The organism is Salinispora oceanensis, from assembly GCF_000383575.1.
Classification (GTDB): Bacteria; Actinomycetota; Actinomycetes; order Mycobacteriales; family Micromonosporaceae; genus Micromonospora; species Micromonospora oceanensis.
Genome location: NZ_KB911579.1, coordinates 1,910,016 through 1,929,870 on the forward strand (window position 1 = coordinate 1,910,016; position 19,855 = coordinate 1,929,870).

Annotated in this window: 11 protein-coding genes; 3 read left to right on the forward strand and 8 right to left on the reverse strand. The window is 71.3% G+C overall.

Features of this window, described 5'->3' with window-relative positions; translation table 11 throughout:
• Positions 1 to 29 precede the first annotated feature (29 nt).
• Positions 30 to 788, forward strand: a complete 759-nt coding sequence (locus tag SALPAC4_RS0108905) for an SAM-dependent methyltransferase (RefSeq protein WP_019870029.1) — start codon at positions 30 to 32, stop codon at positions 786 to 788.
• Positions 789 to 845: 57 nt separating this feature from the next.
• On the opposite strand, the gene SALPAC4_RS0108910 is transcribed toward SALPAC4_RS0108905, so the two are convergent.
• A complete protein-coding gene (locus SALPAC4_RS0108910; RefSeq protein ID WP_019870030.1) occupies positions 846 to 3,599 on the reverse strand; it encodes a penicillin acylase family protein in 2,754 nt (917 codons plus the stop codon).
• Positions 3,600 to 3,704: 105 nt separating this feature from the next.
• On the opposite strand from SALPAC4_RS0108910, the gene SALPAC4_RS0108915 reads away from it, so the two are divergent.
• Positions 3,705 to 4,370 (forward strand): hypothetical protein, encoded by a 666-nt coding sequence (locus SALPAC4_RS0108915; protein ID WP_019870031.1) that lies wholly within the window; start codon positions 3,705 to 3,707, stop codon positions 4,368 to 4,370.
• Between the two features lie 21 nt (positions 4,371 to 4,391).
• Here SALPAC4_RS0108915 and SALPAC4_RS0108920 read toward each other — a convergent pair whose 3' ends face one another.
• Entirely contained in the window at positions 4,392 to 6,398 is a 2,007-nt protein-coding gene (locus tag SALPAC4_RS0108920; RefSeq protein ID WP_019870032.1) for an ABC transporter ATP-binding protein, read from the reverse strand.
• Between the two features lie 206 nt (positions 6,399 to 6,604).
• On the opposite strand from SALPAC4_RS0108920, the gene SALPAC4_RS0108925 reads away from it, so the two are divergent.
• Positions 6,605 to 7,108 carry a helix-turn-helix domain-containing protein gene (locus tag SALPAC4_RS0108925; RefSeq protein ID WP_027645080.1) on the forward strand — a complete coding sequence of 168 codons (504 nt, stop codon included), beginning with the start codon at positions 6,605 to 6,607 and terminating at the stop codon, positions 7,106 to 7,108.
• Here SALPAC4_RS0108925 and SALPAC4_RS0108930 read toward each other — a convergent pair.
• From SALPAC4_RS0108930 to SALPAC4_RS0108955, 6 genes are all read right to left on the reverse strand, one after another.
• Positions 7,030 to 8,781, reverse strand: coding sequence for a galactose-binding domain-containing protein (locus tag SALPAC4_RS0108930; RefSeq protein WP_027645079.1), 1,752 nt, complete (start codon positions 8,779 to 8,781; stop codon positions 7,030 to 7,032). The genes SALPAC4_RS0108925 and SALPAC4_RS0108930 overlap by 79 nt on opposite strands.
• Positions 8,782 to 8,843: 62 nt before the next feature.
• Positions 8,844 to 9,908 carry a methyltransferase gene (locus tag SALPAC4_RS0108935; protein WP_019870034.1) on the reverse strand — a complete coding sequence of 355 codons (1,065 nt, stop codon included), beginning with the start codon at positions 9,906 to 9,908 and terminating at the stop codon, positions 8,844 to 8,846.
• 12 nt (positions 9,909 to 9,920) lie between these two features.
• Positions 9,921 to 11,318 (reverse strand): MFS transporter, encoded by a 1,398-nt coding sequence (locus SALPAC4_RS0108940; RefSeq protein ID WP_019870035.1) that lies wholly within the window; start codon positions 11,316 to 11,318, stop codon positions 9,921 to 9,923.
• On the reverse strand, positions 11,311 to 15,810 hold the full coding sequence (locus SALPAC4_RS0108945; protein ID WP_019870036.1) for a non-ribosomal peptide synthetase: 4,500 nt from the start codon (positions 15,808 to 15,810) through the stop codon (positions 11,311 to 11,313). Before SALPAC4_RS0108945 ends, SALPAC4_RS0108940 begins: the two co-directional genes overlap by 8 nt.
• Positions 15,807 to 19,121: a non-ribosomal peptide synthetase gene (locus SALPAC4_RS0108950; RefSeq protein WP_019870037.1), complete on the reverse strand. Its 3,315-nt coding sequence runs from the start codon at positions 19,119 to 19,121 to the stop codon at positions 15,807 to 15,809. The genes SALPAC4_RS0108945 and SALPAC4_RS0108950 overlap by 4 nt, the downstream gene beginning before the upstream one ends.
• Complete coding sequence (locus tag SALPAC4_RS0108955; protein WP_019870038.1) at positions 19,118 to 19,852, reverse strand: DUF6875 domain-containing protein; 735 nt, start codon at positions 19,850 to 19,852, stop codon at positions 19,118 to 19,120. Before SALPAC4_RS0108955 ends, SALPAC4_RS0108950 begins: the two co-directional genes overlap by 4 nt.
• Positions 19,853 to 19,855 lie beyond the last annotated feature (3 nt).

A 19,855-nucleotide genomic window follows, 5' to 3' on the forward strand; every position in this document is an offset into this window, starting at 1 on the left:
GCTGGCTTTCCCATAACAGGAAGTTCGTCATGACAGATGCCGTGGTGCAACAAGCGCAGGTCCCAAATACTGGACGCATCATCGATCATTGGCGCGGCGGAGCACACCACCTTCCGGCGGACGCGGAGGCGGCCAAGGCATTCTGCGCCCTGTACCCAGGATTTCCACAGGTCTACCAAACGCTGCAGGATTTTGTCGGACGCGCCGTCCAGGCGATCGCGGAACAGGGAGTCAATCAGTTCCTGCTTCTCGGTGCCGGCATTCCCACACAGGGCAATGTGCATGAGATCCTTCCTGAGGCTCGCGTTCTCTACACCGACATCGACGCCATCAACATCGCTTTGGGTAGCGAGATTCTCGCCACCACGCCGGGAGTGGAATACGCCTACTGCGATGCGACAGATCTTGGAACCCTCGACCAGGAAACGATGGAGCGGGTCCTCGACCCCACCGCGCCTATCGGCATAGTGATGACGGGAATAACCGTCTCACTCGACGATGACGCCGCCCAGAAGGCACTTTCCCACATCTTTGACTGGGCATCCCGGGGCAGCTACCTAGCAGTGGATTTCGACGGCGAGGCCCTGGCCACCTTTCCGGTCATCAAGGAGAGAATTCTCGACCAGGCCGACAAGCCACTACACCTACGCGGTCCACACCAGATTCATCCGCTACTCGGGCGTTGGCGGGTGACCGGCGACGGAGTCGCGCCAGTTGACACCTGGCGCAATCCGGGACACCAGCCAGACAAGGTCTTCATGTACGGCTGTGTCGCCTACAAACCGTGAGGCGGTGACTCCCGAACATCGTCCCCTCCGGCACGTCGGCACCCCCGCCCCGGGCCGTTACGGCTCCAGGGTGAGCGTCTGTGCCGCCGCAGCCTCAATCGTGGCTCGCTCCCAACGCATCGGCAGGGTCTCCCCGGTACGCCACAGCTCCAACTGGTCGTCGTAGTTGCGGTGGAAGGCATGCCCGGAGTTGCCGGTCAGCTGGATCCACCGGGAGGCGTCCAGGTTGGCCAGGTCAACGATCATCCGCATGGATGGGACGGCATTGACCTCGTACCCGTCGGCGGCGTCCCAGCCGGTGGCGTTGACGATCGCGCTGCCGCCGGAGACGCCGACCGGGTCCGCGTTGAAGAGCCACTCGATGATCCCCACGCCCGAGGTGCCGAAGGACTGGTTCCGCACGGTCAACGTGTGCATCCGGCCCCAGCGCCAGTCGGCCGGCTCGTCGCCCTGCTCGCGGGAAAGTTCGCTCGCCGCCGCTTCGGCCGCCGCGCGTAGCAGGTCGTCGCGGCCCTCGACGGCCTCCGACTCCGGCCGGTCCCACCACGGCGAGTCGGGCTGGCTGAGCAGACCCCGCACCACCTCGTACGACTGATCGTTGCCGTCAAGCCGGTAGTCCGCGGGCAGTTCGTCGAAGGTCGCCAGGAGCAGGTGCCGCCAGACGGCGTTGTAGTACGCCGCCGCAGCGGAACGGCGCCCGTCCTCGGTGCCCGGCTCCCCCTCGGCCGGCTGTTGGTAGTCCCACTCCGTCCACAGCTCGGTGGCGGACCGGACCAGACCCGAGGCATCGGCCGCAACAGCCGCCTGGACCGCCGGGACGAGTGTCGGCGCGAAGCCGTTGCGGTTGTCGAACTGCATGGACTGCACGTCAGCGACGGTGATCTCGCCGGCATCCCGGGCCGAGCTGATCAACTCGTGGATGCGCTGGCTGCGGTAGCCGTAGTGCCAGTCGGTGGTGAGTAGGTGCGGGTACGAGGGGCCGACGACGGCCTCGTTGGCGGTGACCAGGTAGCCGGCGGGCGGGTTGCGGACACTCGGTAACTCCGCGAAGGGAAGGAAACCCTGCCAGTCGTACGCCGAGTCCCACCCGGGCGCCATCCACCGCCCGTCCCCCGAGCCCCGTACCGGAATCTGGCCGGGGGCCTGGTAGCCGATGTTGCCGTCGGTGTCGGCGTAGACCAGGTTCTGCGCGGGCACCTCGAACAGCGCCGCCGCGGCACGGAAGTCGGCCCAGTTCGTGGCGGTGTTCAGCTTGAAGATGGCGTCGGCGGTCCGGCCCGGCGCGAGCGCGGTCCAGCTCAACGCGATGGCGTATCCGTCGCGTTGCTCGTCGTCGGTGGGCGCTGACTCGTCGGGGTGCGGCTGCGGGGTGGCGGCGACCGACGCCGGCGAACCCGCCGGATCGACCGGCGGGGTAAGACCGATCTCGCGTAGTTCGGCCGACGCGTCGGAGAGCAGGGGACCATGCCCGGAGGCCCGGACAGTGATGGACACGTCCGCGCCGCCGGCGACCCTGATTGTCTCGGCGCGGGTCGTCAACGGCTGCCACTCTCCGTCGACCTGCACCCGGTCGCCGTCCACCCGCTCCAGGTAGAGGTCGGTGACGTCGGGACTCAGGTTGGTGAAGCCCCAGGCGATGTGGGCGTTGTGCCCGATGACCACACCCGGTATTCCGGAGAAGCTGAAACCGGAGACGTTGATGTCGCACGCGCAGTGCAGACCGTTCTGGTACCAGATGCCGGGCATGCTGGGACCGAGGTGCGGATCGTTGGCGAGGATCGGCTTTCCGGTGTTGGTCAGGTCGCCGGCGATAACCCACGAGTTGGAGCCGATGCCCCGACCGGTGCCCAACATGGTCGGCAGCCGGGAGAGCCCGCTGGCCAGCGCGGTGACCAACTCCGTGGCAGCCGTACCAGCGGTGGGATCGGTCGGTTCCGCGACAGCGGCTGGTTGGGCAGTGGCTGGTTCGACCGGGGCTACGGGGAGCACGCCCCCGCCCGTTCCGGCAGTCCCGGTCCCGGCGGGTGCCGAGCGGCCAGCCGGGACCGGGGAGGCCGGAGTGGCTTCCTGGTCGAAGGCGCCGTCCACGATGCCGCCCGCAACGACGATCGGCTGGTGCCGGTCGAAGGGGTAGCCCGGATACAGCTCCTCGACCTGCTGTCGGGTCAGGCCCGCGGCGAGGAGTGCCGCGCGGGCGAGCTCGTCTCTCATGTTGCCGCGTAGGTCCCACGCCATCGCCTTCAGCCAGGCGAGGCTGTCCACCGGGTGCCACGCCTCGATCTCATAGCCCGAGTTCTGCAGGCCGAGTACCGCGTACTCCAGACTCGCCCGACCCCCGTCGTGCTCGTTGAGCCAGGCGTTCACCCCGTCGGCGTACACCTGCAGGTAGCGCTTGGTCTCCGCCCCGAGGAGGCCCCACTCCTGTTCGGCGACCCGACGCCACCCCATCGTCCGGAGGTAGACGTCGGTCTCCACCTGGCTCTCGCCGAAGAGTTCGGCGAGTCGGCCCGCGGTGAGATGGCGGCGGAAGTCCATCTCCCAGAACCGATCCTGGGCGTGGAGGTAGCCCTGGGCCCGAAACAGGTCCTCGGCGGTCTCCGCGTACACCTGCGGGATGCCGTGCTCGTCGCGGTGCACGGTGACCGACGCGGTGAGCCCGGGCAGCCGAAGCGCACCATCGTGCTGCGGGAACGCTCGCCGTACCGTCCACACGGCGGTGAGGGTGAGCACGAGGGCCAGTGCGGTGAGGACCGCGACGGTCCAGAGCGCGATCTTACGTATCCGGGGCGAAAGAATACGTGCAGGATTCACACCGAAATCCTAAAGGTTCAGTGAGCTTTTGGGTGATCTTGAAGCTCGGGTAACGTGTGCCCGGCAGCGCCAGCCATTGACGCAAACGAGTGCTGGGAGAGGCTGATGAATCCGACGATCGCCCTTCTCCCCAGCGCGCTGCTCGGACCCGCCGTCTGGCAGCCGGTGCGGGGACGACTCCGCGCCGCCGGCCGGGATGTCATCGTCGCCGGAGAGCCGGGGGCGAGCGGGACCTCCGTGGCCGGCGTCCTGCGGTGGTACCTGGACAGCCTGCCCACCGGCCGCGACTACGTGCTGGTGCCGCAGAGCAACGCCGGCCTGTACGTCCCGGCCATCACCGCGCAGCGCTCGGTGACCGGGCTTGTCTTCGTGGACGCGATCCTCCCGCCCGAGCAGGGCACCACCCCGGTGGCACCGCCGGGCCTCCGGGAAATGCTGCAGACCCGGGCCGGGCCGGACGGCGAGCTGCCGGTCTGGACCTCCTGGTGGCCACCGGAGGAGGTCGCCGCCCTCTTCCCGTCCGAGCAGGTCAGGGCGGAGGTGTCCGCACAGCAACAGCGCTTCCCGCTCAGCTACTTCGCGCAGCGGGTGACCATCGCCCCCGGCTGGTCCGACCGTCCCGCCGGCTATCTCGCCTTCGGCGACGCGTACCAACCCGAACGGGTCACGGCGGAGAGTTGGGGCTGGCACTCGGCCCAGCTCGACGGCGGGCACCTGCACATGCTGAACGCGCCGGGCGAGGTCGCCGCCGCGATCGCCCGGCTGCTCTGATCAGCTCCGGCGCCGACCGCGTCACGGTGTGTTCTTGCCGGCGGCAGCGGTCTGGCGGGGTAGCGACCCGGGAATGTCGTAGCCGGCGGCTTGCAGGGTGAACAGCTCGGCGTACCGACCGCCGGCCGCGAGCAGGTCGTCGTGAGTGCCGGCCTCAACGAGCCGGCCGTGGTGCAGGACGTAGATGCGATCCGCGTGGCGGACGTTGGCCAGCCGGTGGGTGATGAGGATGGTGATCCCGTGGCCCTGCCGGTCGCGGATGGCCTGGAACAGGGCGTCCTCCGCCCGCGGGTCGAGCGCTGAGGAGGGCTCGTCCATGATGAGCAGGTCGGCGTCCCGCAGGAAGCCCCGGGCGGCCGTGATGCGTTGCCACTGCCCACCGGAGAGGTCTTGACCCCCGGCGAAGGTCCGGTCGAGCAGGGTCTCGTAGCCGTGCGGCAATTCCTTGATCATGTTGTGGGCGACGGCGCGGTCGGCGGCGGCCTCGATGCGATCGGGCCGCGGGGTGGTGGTGAGGTCACCGATGGCGATGTTCGTGGCGGCGGTGAACGGCCACTTGTGGTACTCCTGCGTCACCACCGCGATCCGGGCCCGTAGCTCGTCGGTGTCCCAGTCGTCGGTCGGCCGGCCGTTGTAGCGGATGGTCCCGCTCGTGGGCGTCCGCAGGGTGGCGATCATTGTGGCGAGGGTGGACTTGCCGGAGCCGTTCTCCCCCACGAACGCCACCGTCTGCCCCGCCGCGATACTCAGGCTGACCTGGTCGACGGCGGCGGCCTCCCGGTCGGGGTAGCGCAGGCTGACCGCGTCCACCGCGACCGCGCGCAACCGCCGCGGCACCGCGCGGATGGCGGCGCCGGTACGCGGCTCGGGCAGGTAGTCGGCGGCGCGGGTCATGAAACCGGTGTAGTCGCGGAAGTGCTGGCCCTCGGTGTAGGCGCGGTCCATCTGGAAGGTGACCACCGCCAGGGATCGCTGTGCGGACTGCACGGCGATGACACCGGTGGCCGCGGCGGCGAGGGGGATATGCCCCTCAACCAGCAGGAAGCCGAGCAGCACGTAGACCACGGCGGTGGCGATCCCACCGATCATCGCGCCGACGGTGGTGGTCGTGGTGACCCGACGGGCCAGCGCGAGCTGGATCCCGGTCTCGACCCCCATCACCCGGTCGTACTGGTCGAGCAGGAAGGAGCGCAGCCCGTAGGTACGCAGCTCGGGGGCGGAGTCGCGTTCGGCCATCAACCGGTGCAGCAGCCACAACCGACGCCGGCGCACCGACCCCGCCGCGTACGTCTGGTAGCGCAGGTGCCCGGCGCGCAGCGACGCCCACCCGTTCGGCACCGTGGCGACCAGCAGGGCGACCAGCAGCAACGGGTGGATCACCACGACGGCGACCGCGACGGCGAGCACACCGGTGAGGCCAGCGAGCAAGTTTATCGACGCCTGCACCAGGCCGGTGGTGGAATCCGCGCCACGAGAGGCTCGCTCCATATCGTCGGCGAAGGCGTCCGCGTCAAACGCCTCCAGCCGGACTGCCGTGGTCACCTCGAACAGACCCCGTTCCACCTCCCGGTCGACCTTCGGGCTCAGGCCGTTCTGGGCGTACCCCATCGCGGCGGCCATACTGGCGCGCAGCGCGGTCACCGCCGCGAGGGCAACCAGTGCGGGCAGCGCGGCGAGCACCTTGTCGGCGGTCGGCCCCCCGGCGAACAACTCCACCAGGACCCGCTGCGCGGCGAGGAGCCCGAAGGCGGCCAGCACTCCGGCGCCCACCGTGGTGCCCGCCACGATCGCGGTGCGGAGCCGGTCGGCCCGCCAGCTGACAGCCAGCGCCGCCCCCACCAGTCGGGGCAACTCGGAGAAGACGGCGAAGAGGCCGGCCTGCGCCCGCGCTCGCACCCCGCTCTCCCACCACATCTGGCGCAGCTCCGGTAAGGCCGAGTCCCGCACACCCTCGGGATCGGGGGGCGAGTCTCGCTGGGTCGGCTTCGGCTGGTCGGACGGGCGGTCGGGCAGGCTGGCTGTCGGCATGCGGGAAACGTAGGACCGCTCGGGGGGACACGCCCGCAGCACCGCGCGCCGACAATGTCGGTAGCCGCGACACCGATTCCGACATCGTCGGTAGTAGCGACACCGATTCCGACATCACCCGAACGCGTCGGCGACACCGGGCGGAAGTGTCACCGCCGACAGCTACGGTGTTCGCTCATCGTGACCGCGACCCGGGGGTGGCAGCGATGCGCGACACCGACGACACCAGGACCGCCCGTCGCGCCCTCGGCCGTCACCTCGCCGAGCTACGCCGGGCCGCCGGGCAGACCCAGCACGGCCTGGCTCGGCTCGTCCAGTACGGACGCAGCTCCGTGGCGAACACCGAGACCGGTCGCCAGCACCCGGAACGGCCCTTCTGGGCCCGCTGCGACGAGGCGCTGCGCACCGGTGGGGTGCTCACCGCCGAATACGACCGCATCACGCACCGGGCGGACCGCCACCGCGCGGTCCCGGCGCGCGGTGGCGGTGCCGCCCCGACCAGCGGCCTCCCAGCCACGTGGTGGGAGGCCGTGGACAACACCGAAGGCTGCTCACCGGCCGCTCTGGTGGACCGGCTCTGTCTCCTGCGCCACGATGTCGACCGCGCGATCGTCGCGCTGACCTGGCTCGGCTACCACCCCACCGCGACGATCAACCACTCCGGGTCGCCGGCGGAGATGAACGAGGACTGGTCCGCGACATCGTCGTAGGGGAAGCCGTAGGAGAGACCGTCGATGGACTGCTCGTGCCAGAACTTCGCGTAGTAGTTCGCCGGTGCCTGCTGGTAGAAGCGGTTCGGGTCCTCCCACTGCGACCGGGGCAGGTGGGCGACGTGCCGGTTCAGCGCGGCACAACCGTCCGGATTACTCGCCAGCGGTCCGGAGCAGCCGAAGATCTGGGCGGTGGTGGCGGGGATCCCGACCGACGACGCGTACCCGCTCAGGTAGTCGGCGTACTGCCCGCCCGAGCGGAACTGGGGCGTGTTGCCGGGGGACGGCACCCGATACGGCGCCTCGATCGTGGCGAGATGCTTGAACTCGGCCGGCATCGCGTCCGAGAACCGTTGGAACGTCGTGTCGCGACCCTCGGTGAAGATCGTCTCGGTCTCGCCGACAGCTCGGTCGTAGCCGCCACCGGCGCGGAGCCGCATCGCCAGTGGAAGCCCGAACGAGTCCACTCGGGTGGTGTTGCCGTTGAAGCGGTCCGTGGCCACGGTGAACTCGACGAAGTCCCGGTACTGGCTGGTCGGTGAGCCGAGGTGGAAGTACATCCGGCCGGCCGAGTTCGCCGGCATGTCGAGGTACGGCTGTTCGGCGATGGAGCGGGTCTGGCCGCCGAAGCTCCAGTACACCTGACTGTCGGGGTAACGGCCGTTGGTCCGGTTCAGGATCTTGACCGTGAGGACGTTCTGGGCGGGCGGGATCGTGCTGGTGTCACCCCAGAAGTCGTCGCTCGGTGGTGGTGGTTCCGATCCCGCCGTCCGCACCACGAACTCCCAGAGCGAGTAGCCGTACGGGGTGTTGCGGGCGGTGCCGTACATCCGCACGTACCGTCCCGTGCCGGATACCTCGAGCGTCTGCACGCCACCGGCGCCGGTCGTGGTGGCGTAGCGGGTGGTCCACGGTCCAGCCGGACTGTCTGCGGTCTGGAGCTCGAAGGCCCGCGCGGAGGCCGCCTCCCACCTCAGGACGACCTGGCAGATGGTCCGGACCTCGCCGAGGTCGACCCGAAGCCACTGCGGGTCGGCGAAGGCGCTCGACCAGCGGGTGACGGCGTTGCCGTCCACGGCCGCCGAGGCTGGGGTGCTGGCGGTCTCGACCGAGGAGGCCGTCACGTCCTGACCGAGCGCGGCATTACCCGTGCAGGTGGGGGTGCTGGTGCCGTAGACCTCGAACTCCCACAGGGAGTAGCCCCACGCGGTGCCCCGGTCGGTGCCGTAGAGCCGGATGTGGCGCCCGGCGCCGTTGACCGTGAGGTTCTGGGTGCCGCCGGTCCCGGCGGCCGTCTGGTAGATCGTCTGCCAGGGGCCGGTGGGGTGCGCCGAAACCTGGATCTGGAAGGCACTCCCGTAGGCGGCCTCCCAGCGCAGGGTTACCTGACTGATCGTGGCGGTGCCACCCAGGTCAACCTGGAGCCACTGCGGATCGCTGAACTCGCTCGACCAGCGGGTGTCCGGGTCGCCGTCGGTGGCGGCGGTGGCCGGGGTTTCCGCTAGTTCGACTGAGGAGGCGGTGGTCGGTTGTCCCTGGGAGAGCAGGACGGCTGCGGCCTGGGCCCGCTGGGCGGGAAGCGTCAGGACGGTGGCGAGCAGGATGAGCGGAACCGCGAACGCCAGCGCGCGGCGGTAGCGCGGACGGTGGGAGATCAGGCGAGCTGTCGGCATGATGGGCTCCCGGACGAGTGGTGGTGGCAGAGAGCGCTCTCAGCGTCATCGACAGTCTCGAATTAGTCAAGCGGCCTGAGCTGCGCGATCACCAGATGGTCCGTCTCCGAGCCAGTGAGCACCTGCTGCCGTACGTGGGTGAAGCCGGCCTCGCGCAGCAACCCGACGAGTTCGTCGTGGCCGTAGGCCCGGCCCCCCTGGGTGTGGAAGAGGTTCAGGCTGAACATCCGGACGAACGCCGTACCCAGCCCGGCGGTCGGCTGCTCCGGCGCCGTGGCGAGCGGTTCGAGCAGCGCCACCCGACCGCCGGGGCGAAGCGCGGCGGCGACCCGGCGCAGCAGGGTCAACGTCTCGGTCGCCTGGTAGCCGTGCACGACATTGAAGAGCAACACCAGATCGTGACCGGTACCAAAGTCGACCTCGAAGAGGTCACCCGCCCGGAGCGTGCACCGGTCGGTCAGGCCGGCGGCGGCGACGGTCTCCGCCCCCTGGGTCAGCGCACCAGCCAGATCCACCACAGTGGCCCGCAGTTGCGGATGTGCGGTGAGGAAGGCCACCGGATAGCTCGCATGCCCGCCACCGACGTCAAGCAGGCTACGCGCGTCGGCCGGCACCGGCAGCAGCTCGACGATCTCCGCGCTGAGCCCGTCGGCGAGTCGACGCAGCATGGTCTGAAAGTCCGCCAGGACCTCCGGTCGCCGCTCCAGCCAGGCGTAGAAGTCACCGGCCGGAGTGCCGGAGCAGATCGACCACTCCAGGTCGTGCCACCAGCCGGTGAGCAGCGCTGACCAGAAGGCGAGCACCGGCGCGAAGCTGTCCGGGACGGCCCGCAGGAGCCAGCGGGTCGTGTTGGCGCTGTTGGCGTACCCACCTTCGGCATGGATCAGGTAGCCGAAGCTGGTCAACGCGTCGAGCAGGAGCCGCAGACCGAGCGGATCGGTTCCGGTACGGACGGCGAGCCGCTCAACCGGGAGCGGTCCGTCGGCCAGCTCCTCGAAGACTCCCAGCCGAAGCGCGGCGCCGGCGCTACGGAAGGCGACCGCGTCGAGCAGGTCGAGAAACGCGGCGGGGGCGGCGTCGGAGGCGTGGAACTGCTGCGCCTCCTCCGGGCTCAACGGCACCGGCATGGCAGGGCTCCTTCAGGTGGCGGGTTGGCGGTCGGCGGAGACGGTCCCGGGACCCGGAGTGTCGTCGGGGAGAACGTCGGGACCCGCGGGCTCGTCGGGACCCGGAGGGTCGTCGGGGAGCGCGTCGGGGAGATCGTCGGCCCCGCGCAGCACCGGTCGGGTCCAGGCGAACGCGGCGAGGAGCACCATCGCCACCCCGGTGACCGCGAAGAGCAGCGCGATACCGCGGCCCTCCCCGGTGCCGATCACCCGGCCGACCGAGTCGGCGAGCAACCCCTCCGGGCGCAGCAGCGGCTCGAAGAGACCATCGGCGATCGGCCCCGCCAACACGTACGCCAGCGGCACACTGGCGTCACCGATCACCCGGGAGGTGGCGAGCACCCGGCCCAGCACGGAGGGCTCGGTCTTGGTCTGGATCAGGGTCATGGTGGAGCTGTTCACGATCGGCAGGGTAAAGAGGAAGAGCGGGGCCACCACCCCGATCAGCCAGGCGGACGGGGCCGCCGCGTGCAGCGCGAGCGCCACTCCCCCGAGCGCGAGTCCGCCGCAGACAGCGGTGACCCGGCGGGTCGGCCCGCCCCACACCCCCATCACCAGGCTGCCGGCGAAGAGACCGGCGCCTCCCGCGGACATCAGCAGACCGAGGGTGTCCGCGGTGGCGAACGAGAGGATCAGTGGCTGTACCAGGACCCCGGCGATGCCGAAGAGGAAGTTGAAGGCGCCGAAGACCACCATGAGCGCAAGCAGGCTGGGCCGTTGCCGCAGATACCGCCAGCCGGCGGCGGCTCCCCGCAGTACCGCCTCGGCCGGACCGGGTCCGGCCGGGCGGGTTACCTCGGCGGGCAGCCGGACCAACAGCAGGGTCGAGGCCGCGACCACGAACGTACCGAGGTCGATCGCCATTACCCCGCCGATCCCGACGGTCACCACCAGCACCCCAGCGATCAGGGGCGCGGCGATCTGTACCGCCCGGGAGACCTGCATCAGCCCGTTGAACCGACCCAACTGTCGCTTGCCGACCAACGCCGGAGTCATCGCCTGGTAGGCGACCTGATGCACGGTGGAGGCGGTCGCGGTCACCGCGGTACCCAGGTAGATGTGCCAGACCTGGAGGGCGTCCGCGACGACCAGCGCGGCGAGCGCCGCCGTCCCGGCCGCTGCCACGGTGTCGGCGACGAGCATCAGGCTGCGGCGGTCCCGCCGGTCGGCCAGCGCCCCGGCGAACGGCGCGAACAGGACCGCCGGCAGGGTGGCGGCAAGGAAGATCAGCGAGAACTGGGTGACCGAACCGGTGCGCTGATAGACCCAGACCCCGAGGACGAACGCGGTCAGGCTTGACCCAACCAGGGAGACGAGCTGGCCGAGCCAGACCGCGGCCCACCGGGCGGTGGGCACCGTACGCTCAGCCATGGCCCCTCCCGGGCGGTGGGTCGAGGAAACCGGCGGCCACGAACGCCGACAGGTAGGTGTGCAGCAACCGCTCGTCGGCCGGTGGGCAGGTGATCCCGGCCGCCGCGAGCGTCGCCTCGGTGCCGGTGCAGTCGAAGTCGGGTTGTGTCCGAACCGGAGTGTCCGCATCAAAGAGTGGGGCGAGCCGGGCCAGCGCGGCGTCCGGACGCTCCAGCAGCGCCGCCCGCCAGCGCGAGTACGGCACCGAGGTCACCGGGTAGCCGAAGCTGACCAGCGCGTCGGCCAGAGCGGCGTACGACATGGTCCGGTTGTTGTAGTAGTGGTGGTCCGTGGTCGCGCCCGCCCGGGTCAGGTGCCCGATGCCGGCCCCGACGTAGTCGACCGGCGCGAGGTCGGCGGGGTCGTCGATCTCCGGCACGGCGCCGAGCTGCACGCAGGTCTTCAGCAGCCGGCTGAAGTAGTCGTCGGTGTTGCCGAGGCCGCTGTCGGCGTCCCCGGTGATCCGGGCGGGCCGGTGCACGCTGACCGGCAACCCCTGCTCCCGGGCGGCCCGGACCAACGCGTCGGCCACCCACTTGCTGGCGTTGTAGCCGTCGGGGAACCCGTCGCAGTCGGCCGGGATGTCGCCCTCACGCACCAGCGTGCCGCGGTGCGACGGGGTGACGAAGACCCCGAGGGTGGAGACGAGGTGCACCGCGCTGGGGCGGCCGGCGCTGGCCAGCCGGAGCACCTCCACCGTGCCACCGACGTTCGCCGGGCGCAGCGTCGCGTACGGCGCGACGAAGTTGACCACGCCGCCGTTGTGCACGATCGTATCCAGTCCCTCGCCCAGCTCGGCGAAGTCCGCCCCGCTCAGGCCGAGTCGGGGTGCGCCGAGGTCGCCGGGGACGCCGATCAGGCGGGCGGCGTACTCCGGCCGCCAGAGGCCGTACCGGCGCAGGTTGCCGCGGACCCGGTCGAGCGCGGCGGTCGGGGTGTCCGCCCGGACCAGACAGTGCACGGTGGCGGAGCTGTGGGCGAGCCAGTCGGCGAGCAGGTGCGCCCCGAGGAAGCCGGTCGCCCCGGTACAGAGCACCGCCTGTGCCGGCGCCGTCGACATCCCGGACGGTACGGCCAGGTCGGCGGGGAGCCGGGCCTCGGCCCGGAGCAGGTCGACGTCGCCGTCCGGGGTGGGACCGGCGCCGTCGAGAACGGCGGCGAGTCCGGCGAGGTCGGCGGTGGAGAAGAGCGCCCGTAGCGGCAGCTCCACCCCGAGCGCGGCCCGGATCCGGGTCGCCAGACTCGCCGCGAGCAGGGAGTGTCCACCAAGGTCGAAGAAGTTGTCGTGCCTGCCCACCGGGCCGGTGTCGAGCAGCTCGGCCCAGATGCCGGCGAGCGTCTGCTCGGTCGGGGTGCTCGGTGGCTCGTGCCCAGCCCGGTCGATCTCCTCCGGTCGGGGCAGGGCGGCCAGGTCGAGCTTGCCGTGCCGGTTGGTGGGCAGGTCGGGCACCCGGATGATGGCGGTGGGGACGAGGTACTCCGGCAGCCGACGGCGCAGCACGACTCGCGCCTCGGGGCCAACCGGGGTCGCGTCCTCGGCGACCAGGTAGGCGACGAGCCGGGGGCCGGCCGGGGCGTGGTCGACGACCACCGCGGTACGGCGCACCCCGGGCAGGGCGGCGCAGGCCGCCTCGACCTCGCCGAGCTCGATCCGATGGCCCCGGATCTTGACCTGTTGGTCGCTCCGGCCGAGGAATTCGAGGCTGCCGTCGGCACGGTGCCGGGCGAGGTCGCCGGTGCGGTAGAGCCGCGACCCGGCGGGGCCGTACGGGTTCGGGACGAAGCGGTCCGCGGTTTCACCGGGATTGTCGAGGTATCCGCGGGCAGGCGCCGTACCGCCGATCCAGACCTCACCGGCGAGGCCGATCGGCACCGGCCGCAGGTCTGGATCGAGGACGTGCACCTGGACGTTGGGCACCGGGCGGCCGATCGGCAGCCGGGTCAGGCCGGGCAGTTCGGCGGCGTCCACGGTGGCGTATGTGGTGGCGCAGACGGTCGCCTCGGTCGGGCCGTAGTGGTTGTGCAGCGTGACCCGGCCGGCGGTGAGCCCCGCCCAACGACGAACCGTCGCCAGGTCCACGGGTTCCCCACCGACCATCATGGCCCGCAACGCGCCGACATCGAGCGCACCGGGCCGCGCGGCGAGGTCGGCGACCCAGCGGGCCCAGAGCGGCGCGGCGGTGTCGACCAGGGTGAGGCCGTGGGTCCGGCACAGCTCGACCAGGCCCGCTCCGGTGATCGCGGCCGGCTGCCGGTGCACCACGATCGCCGCTCCGCTGACCAGGGCCGGGAAGAGGTCACCGACGGCGGCGTCGAAGCTCAGTGGGGGCAGCATGAGCAGCCGGTCGCCGGGACCGATGCGATGCAGGTCGACGAAGGCCAGGGCCAGGTTGACGGCCGTGCGGTGGCTGACCATCACCCCCTTCGGCGTGCCGGTGGAGCCGGAGGTGTGGATGACGTAGGCGAGCTGGTCCGGGTGTGTCGGCCGGGGAGCAGCAGGTGGCGGCTTCCCGGTCGAGCCCGCGTCGACCGGTTGACCATCAGGACCAACCGCGAGCACGGTACCGGCGTACGGCGGGTCGTCGTGCGGGTCCGGCCCGGCGGCCAGGGTGACGGCGAGCTCGGCGTCGGCCAGGCAGACCGGGGCGCCGGCGGCGGTGAGCAGGGCCCGCAGCCGGGCCGGGGGGTGGCTGGGGTCGACCGGAAGAAAGCCGGCGCCGGCCTTGAGGATCGCCAGGATGCCGGTGACGGCGGCCCGGCCGGCGGCCAACGCGAGCCCCACCGGCTGGTCGGGGCGGACCCCACAGTGGCGCAGGTGCGCGGCGAGCCGGTCGGCGTCGGCGTCCAGCCGGCCGTAGGTCAGGGCCGGTCGGTCCGGCTCACCCGGGCTGATGTCCAGCAGGGCGGGTGCGTCCGGGTCGGCCGCCGCCCGTGCGCGGACCAGCTCGTGCAGCCCCAACCCATCCGGGTACGCCCGGTCGGTGTTGTTCCAGGAGGTCAGGTCGCGTCGCTCGGCGGGGCCGACCAGCTCCAGCGCGGAGAGGCGCAGTTGCGGCCGGGTGGCCAACGCCCACAGCACGGACCGGAACCGGTCGACGAACCGGGCGATGGTCACCGGGTCGAAGAGGTCGGTGTTGTAGTCGACCAGGGCGTTGAGGCCGGCCGCGGACTCGTGGACCGCCACGGTGAGCTCCAGCCGGGCGGTCTCCCGCAGCACCGGCACCGGGCGAACGGCGAGACCCGCCCGCGGACCGGCGGCGCTGGCCTGGTTCAGGACCAGCATCACCTGGAAGAGTGGGTTTCGGCTCGGGTCGCGGGGCAACCGCACGGTCTCGACGATCCGTTCGAAGGGCAACTCGGCGTGCGCCAGGGCCTCCACACAGGTACGCCGGACCCGGGCCAGCGCCTCGGCCAGCGTCGGGTCTCCGGACAGGTCGGTACGCAGCGGCAGGCTGTTGACGAGCAGGCCCACCATCTCCTGCTGCGCCGGGGTCGCGCGCAACGTCACCGGGGCGGCGACGCAGACGTCGTCCGTGCCGGCGAGGCGGGCCAGCAGCACCTGGAGACCGGCGAGCAGAATCATGAAGCGGGTGCAGCCGGTCCGCTGCGCCAAGCCGTCGAGCGCCGCGATCAAATCGTCGGTGAAGGCGAAGCCGTGGGTGCTGCCGGCGAAGGTCAGGGCGGCGGGTCGCGGCCGGTCGGTTGGCAGGTCGAGCACGCCGGAGCAGCCCGCCAACCGGTCGGCCCAGAACTCCCGCGCCCGGTCGGCGGCGGCGCTGGCCAACCAGTCCCGCTGCCAGAGCACATGGTCGGGGAAGTGCGTGGCTGGCGGAGCGGTCGAGGCGATTGCCCCGGTGAGCCGGCGGTGGTGGCCGTCGAGGAGTCCATCGAGCACGATGTCGAGGGACCGCTCGTCGGCGATGATGTGGTGCAGGGCGACCACCAACAGGTGCTCGGCACCGTCCAGCCGCCCCAACCGGACCCGCAGCAGGGGTGCCTGGCCCAGGTCGAACGGCGTTTCACTCTCCCGACTGGCGACGGCGGTCGCGGCGGCCTCGCGGGCGGTGGGCGCCACCGCGGTCAGCTCCTCCACGACGAGCTGGCACCGGGCTGCCGGGTCGGTGGCGGGCAGGACGACCTGCTCCACCTCTCCGTCCCGCTGCACGAACCTGGTCCGGAGGGCATCGTGCGCGGCGACGACCTCGTCGAGCGCGGACTGCAGCGCGACAGGGTCCAACCGGCCGGTGACCCGTACGGCCTGGCTGAGCACGTACGCGGCGCTTCCGGGCTGGAGTTGGTCAAGGAACCACATGCCCTCCTGCATCGGGGAGAGCGGCACCCGGGCAGCCGGGTCCCGCGGCGGGATCCCAGCCGGCTGCGTCCGGCGGGCCAGTCCCCGGCGGGCCACCAGTTCCCGGATCAGCTGTTCGCGGTCGGGCCCGGAGGCGCTCATTCCGGGCCACCCAGCAGGGCCTTCAGCTCCTCGTCGGAGAGGTCGGCCACCTCCATCCGAAGGGCGGCGACGGCGTCGACCTGGCCGGCTACCTCCTCCCTGCCGCGCAGTGCGCGGGCCATCGCGTCGATCGTCGGCGCCTCGAAGAGGATCCGGATCGGCACCTCCGTCTCCAGCGCGGCGCCGATCCGACTCAACGCCTGCGCACCGAGGAGGGAGTGCCCGCCGAGGCGGAAGAAGTCGTCGTGCACACCGATCCGCTCGACCTGCAGTACCTCCTGCCAGATCCCGGTGAGTAGCTGCTCGAGGGGGTCGCGGGGGGCGACCCGCTCCACCCGCGGGTCGGTCCAGGTGGGGATGGGCAAGGCGGTCCGGTCGATCTTGCCGTTGTCGTTGAGCGGCAACGCGGTCATCGGCACCAGCGCCGCGGGAAGCATGTACTCCGGCAGCCGGCCGGCCAGGTCGGCACGGACCTGGTCGGCGAGGGAGTTCGGGTCGACGCCGGGCGCCGGCACGGCGTACGCCACCAGGCGGGTGTCGCCGTCCCGTCCGGCCCAGGTGCGGACGACCGCGTCCGCCACCAGATCGTGGCCCCGGAGCAGGGACTCGATCTCACCCAACTCGATCCGGAACCCGCGCACCTTGACCTGATGGTCGGTGCGGCCAAGGAACTCCAGCCGCCCGTCGGCGCGCTGCCGGGCCAGGTCACCGGTGGCGTAGAGCCGGGCGCCGGGGTGGTCGGCGAACGGGTCGGGCACGAACCGATCGGCGGTCAGGCCGGGTCGGCCGTGGTATCCGCGCACCACACCGGAGCCGCCGATGTGGATTTCTCCCACCACGCCCACCGGCACCGGCTGGTACGCCTCGTCGAGCAGGTAGATCCGGGTGTTGGCGATCGGTGAACCGAGGTCCACCGTGGCCGGAACCGGCGCCACGGGGGCCGCCGCGGACCAGACGGTGGTTTCGGTGGGCCCATAGCAGTTCCACAGGGTCCCGCCGTCGGCCTGAAGGGCATCGGCGAGGTCCCGGGGCAGGGCCTCACCGCCGCAGAGGCGCAGCCGCAGCGCCGGCGGCACCCCGCCGGAGGCCAGCAGCAACCGCCAGGTCGCCGGGGTCGCCTGCATGGCGGTGATCCCAGCTTCGGTGAGCCGACGACGCAGGGCCGGCCCGTCGCCGACCTCGTCGGCGCCCACGACCAGCAGCGGGACGTCCAGCAGCAGCGGCACCAGCAGTTCCAGCACCGAGATGTCGAACGACAGGGTGGTGACCGCGGCGAACCGGTCCTCGGGCGTCAGGTCCAGGTCATCGTGGAAGGAGGCAACGAGGTTGGTCACGCTGCGGTGCGGGACCGCCACCCCTTTCGGCCGACCGGTCGAACCCGAGGTGTAGATCAGGTACGCCAGTCCGTCCGGATGCGCCGGGACCGCCGGCAGTGGCTCAGCTGGTCCGGGGGCATCGGTGGCGTCGTCGAGCAGCACCGTCACCGAGTCCGCCAGCACCGGGCCGAGCCGCGCGACGACCGCCCGGTGGGTCAGCACGACCCGGGTGCCGGAGTCGGCGAGCAGGTGGCGCAGCCGCTCCGGGGGCAGGGTGGGGTCGAGCGGCAGGTAGCCGGCCCCGGCCCGCCACACGCCGAGCACCGCGGCGACCAGGTCGACCCCCCGATCCAGGCAGATGCCGACCGGGGTGTCCGGGGCGACGCCGGCGGCGAGCAGTCGCCGGGCGATCTGTCCGGCCCGCCGGTGCAGCCCGGCCCGGTCCAGGTAGCCGTCCGGACCGGTGACCGCGGGCGGAGCGCCGGACTCGGCGGGGTCGGTGGGGAGCAGGTCCAGGAGGGTGTCAACCGGCAACGCGCCCCGGTCGGTCTGATTCCACTCGACCACGGCACGCCACCGCTCCACTCCGCTGAGCAGCGGAAGTCGCGTCAGGGGCCGATCCGGCTCGGCGACCGCGGCGTCCAGCAGGGTGCACAGGTGCCGGGCCAGCCGGTCGACCGTGCCGACCTCGAACAGATCGGTGTCGTACTCGAAGGCCAACCGCAGCGCGCCCTCGGCGGTCAGCTCACCGGCGAGGGTGAGGTCGAACTTGGCGGTACCGCTGTCGACCGGCAGGGAGGTGGTCGTACAGCCGGCGAGCCGAAAAGCGTTCTGCGGGGCGTTCTGCAGGATCAGCTGGGCCTGGAATATCGGTGCGTGGGCGAGGCTGCGTTCCGGCTGCAGCTCCTCAACCACCTTCTCGAACGGCACCTCGGCGTTTCCGAGACCGACGAGGGTCACCTCCCGTACCCGGTTGACGAGTTGCCGTAGCGAGGGGGAGCCAGCGGAGGACACCCGCAGGGCAAGCGTGTTGACGAAGAAGCCGACCAGCCGCTCCAGGTCGGGGTGCTCCCGACCGGCGACCGGAGCGCCGATCACGATGTCGTCCTGCCCGCTGTGTCGGGACAACACCGCCTGGAACACGGCGAGCAGGGTCATGAACATGGTGACCCCGGCGCTCTGGTTAAACTCCTCGACCCGCCGAACGGCCGCTGCCGGGACGGTGACGTAGTGGCAGGCGCCCCGATACGAGCGATTGGCCGGGCGGGGCCGATCGGTGGGGAGGCTGAGCAGGGCCGGCGCCCCACGCAGGTGCGAAACCCAGTGGTCGAGCTGTCGGCGCAGCGCCTCACCGGCGAGCCGCTCCCGCTGCCAGACGGTGAAGTCGGCGTACTGGGTGGGCAGGTCGGGCAGGTGGACCGGGGCACCCGCCAACGCCGCCGCGTACGCGGTCTCCAATTCCTGGAAGAGCACCCCGATCGACCAGGCATCGAAGACGATGTGGTGCACGCAGAACGCCACGTGGTGCCGATCCGGGTCGGTCCGGATCACCGTCACCCGCAGTAGCGGGCCTCCGGCCAGGTCAAACGGTTTCCCGGCGTGCGCGCGGACGAGCGCGGTGGCCTCAGCCTCACGCTGCTCCGCCGCCAGCCCGGTCAAGTCTGTCTCGGTGAGATCCACCTCGCCGGTCGGTCGCACCACCTGCACTGGTTCGCCGCCGGAGTCGCTGAATGTGGTGCGCAGCGCCGGATGCCGGTTGACGAGCGTGGTCAGTGCGGTACGCAGCGCCGCGACGTCCAGTGGGCCGTGCACCTGGAAGGCGACCGGGATGTTGTAGACCGGGATGCCCCCGGTGAAGCGGTCCAGGAACCACAGCCGCTGTTGGCCGAAGGAGACCGGGTAGCTGCGGGGTGCCTGGGCCCGTTCGGCGAGTAGGCGGGCCAGCAGGGCACGCTTGCCACCGCTGCCGGGTGCGGTGGAGTCGGCGGTCGTCATCGAACCCCCTGGTTCGTGTTCGGGTGCAGGATGCCGATGTCGGTGCTGGGTTCGGGCAGTGGCAGGCCGTGCCGTTGGGCGGCCGCCTGGACCTGCCCGCGCAGCGACGCCGGGCCGCCGTGCCCGAAGTACCGCAGGTAGCTGGCGAGGGTCACCGGGTCGTCGGCGAGGAACGGCAGATCACTGGCGACCATGTACCGGACCACCAGCATCGGAACCGGGCTGCGCAGTGGCCGGAAGTCCAGGTTCCACAGGCCGCCCTTGGCCGGCGGACCGTCGTGGAACTCACCGAGCATCAACCCCTGGTCGGTGTAGTTCGGTTTGAGCCGCAGCTGGGTCCGATCCACGACCTGCCGGGCAACGTCGCCGGGCAGGTCCGGGAGGGTAAGCAAGATCGTCTTGAACTGGGCGGACGGCCCGGTGCGCGGTTCCAGGTGGTGAAACCAGTCCTGGTAGCCGGCAAGCACCTCGTCCAACTCGGTCTCGTTGACGGTCTCCCCGCGCTGCACCGCCAGGTAGAAGATGCCCCGGTCCAGGGAGCCCTGGGCGTACGGACAGACCGGGCCCTTACGGCCCAGTTCCGGATGGGGTACACAGAGGTACTGCCGGGCCCAGGCGACCACGGCCCGCACCTGGTCCACCGCCCCGGCCAACAGCGGATGCAGTGGGTCGGCATCCAGATCGGCCTCGGTGAGCAGAATCTGTTCGGGGTTGCCCGGAGCCGTCAGCACCGC

What these genes read in the sequence shown, in the direction of transcription:
- SALPAC4_RS0108925 (WP_027645080.1), top strand. Translation starts at nt 6,605, where the DNA reads ATGCGCGACACCGACGACACCAGGACCGCCCGTCGCGCCCTCGGCCGT.
- SALPAC4_RS0108940 (WP_019870035.1), bottom strand. Translation starts at nt 11,318, where the DNA reads ATGGCTGAGCGTACGGTGCCCACCGCCCGGTGGGCCGCGGTCTGGCTC.
- SALPAC4_RS0108950 (WP_019870037.1), bottom strand. Translation starts at nt 19,121, where the DNA reads ATGACGACCGCCGACTCCACCGCACCCGGCAGCGGTGGCAAGCGTGCC.
- SALPAC4_RS0108930 (WP_027645079.1), bottom strand. Translation starts at nt 8,781, where the DNA reads ATGCCGACAGCTCGCCTGATCTCCCACCGTCCGCGCTACCGCCGCGCG.
- SALPAC4_RS0108905 (WP_019870029.1), top strand. Translation starts at nt 30, where the DNA reads ATGACAGATGCCGTGGTGCAACAAGCGCAGGTCCCAAATACTGGACGC.
- SALPAC4_RS0108945 (WP_019870036.1), bottom strand. Translation starts at nt 15,810, where the DNA reads ATGAGCGCCTCCGGGCCCGACCGCGAACAGCTGATCCGGGAACTGGTG.
- SALPAC4_RS0108935 (WP_019870034.1), bottom strand. Translation starts at nt 9,908, where the DNA reads ATGCCGGTGCCGTTGAGCCCGGAGGAGGCGCAGCAGTTCCACGCCTCC.
- SALPAC4_RS0108915 (WP_019870031.1), top strand. Translation starts at nt 3,705, where the DNA reads ATGAATCCGACGATCGCCCTTCTCCCCAGCGCGCTGCTCGGACCCGCC.
- SALPAC4_RS0108920 (WP_019870032.1), bottom strand. Translation starts at nt 6,398, where the DNA reads ATGCCGACAGCCAGCCTGCCCGACCGCCCGTCCGACCAGCCGAAGCCG.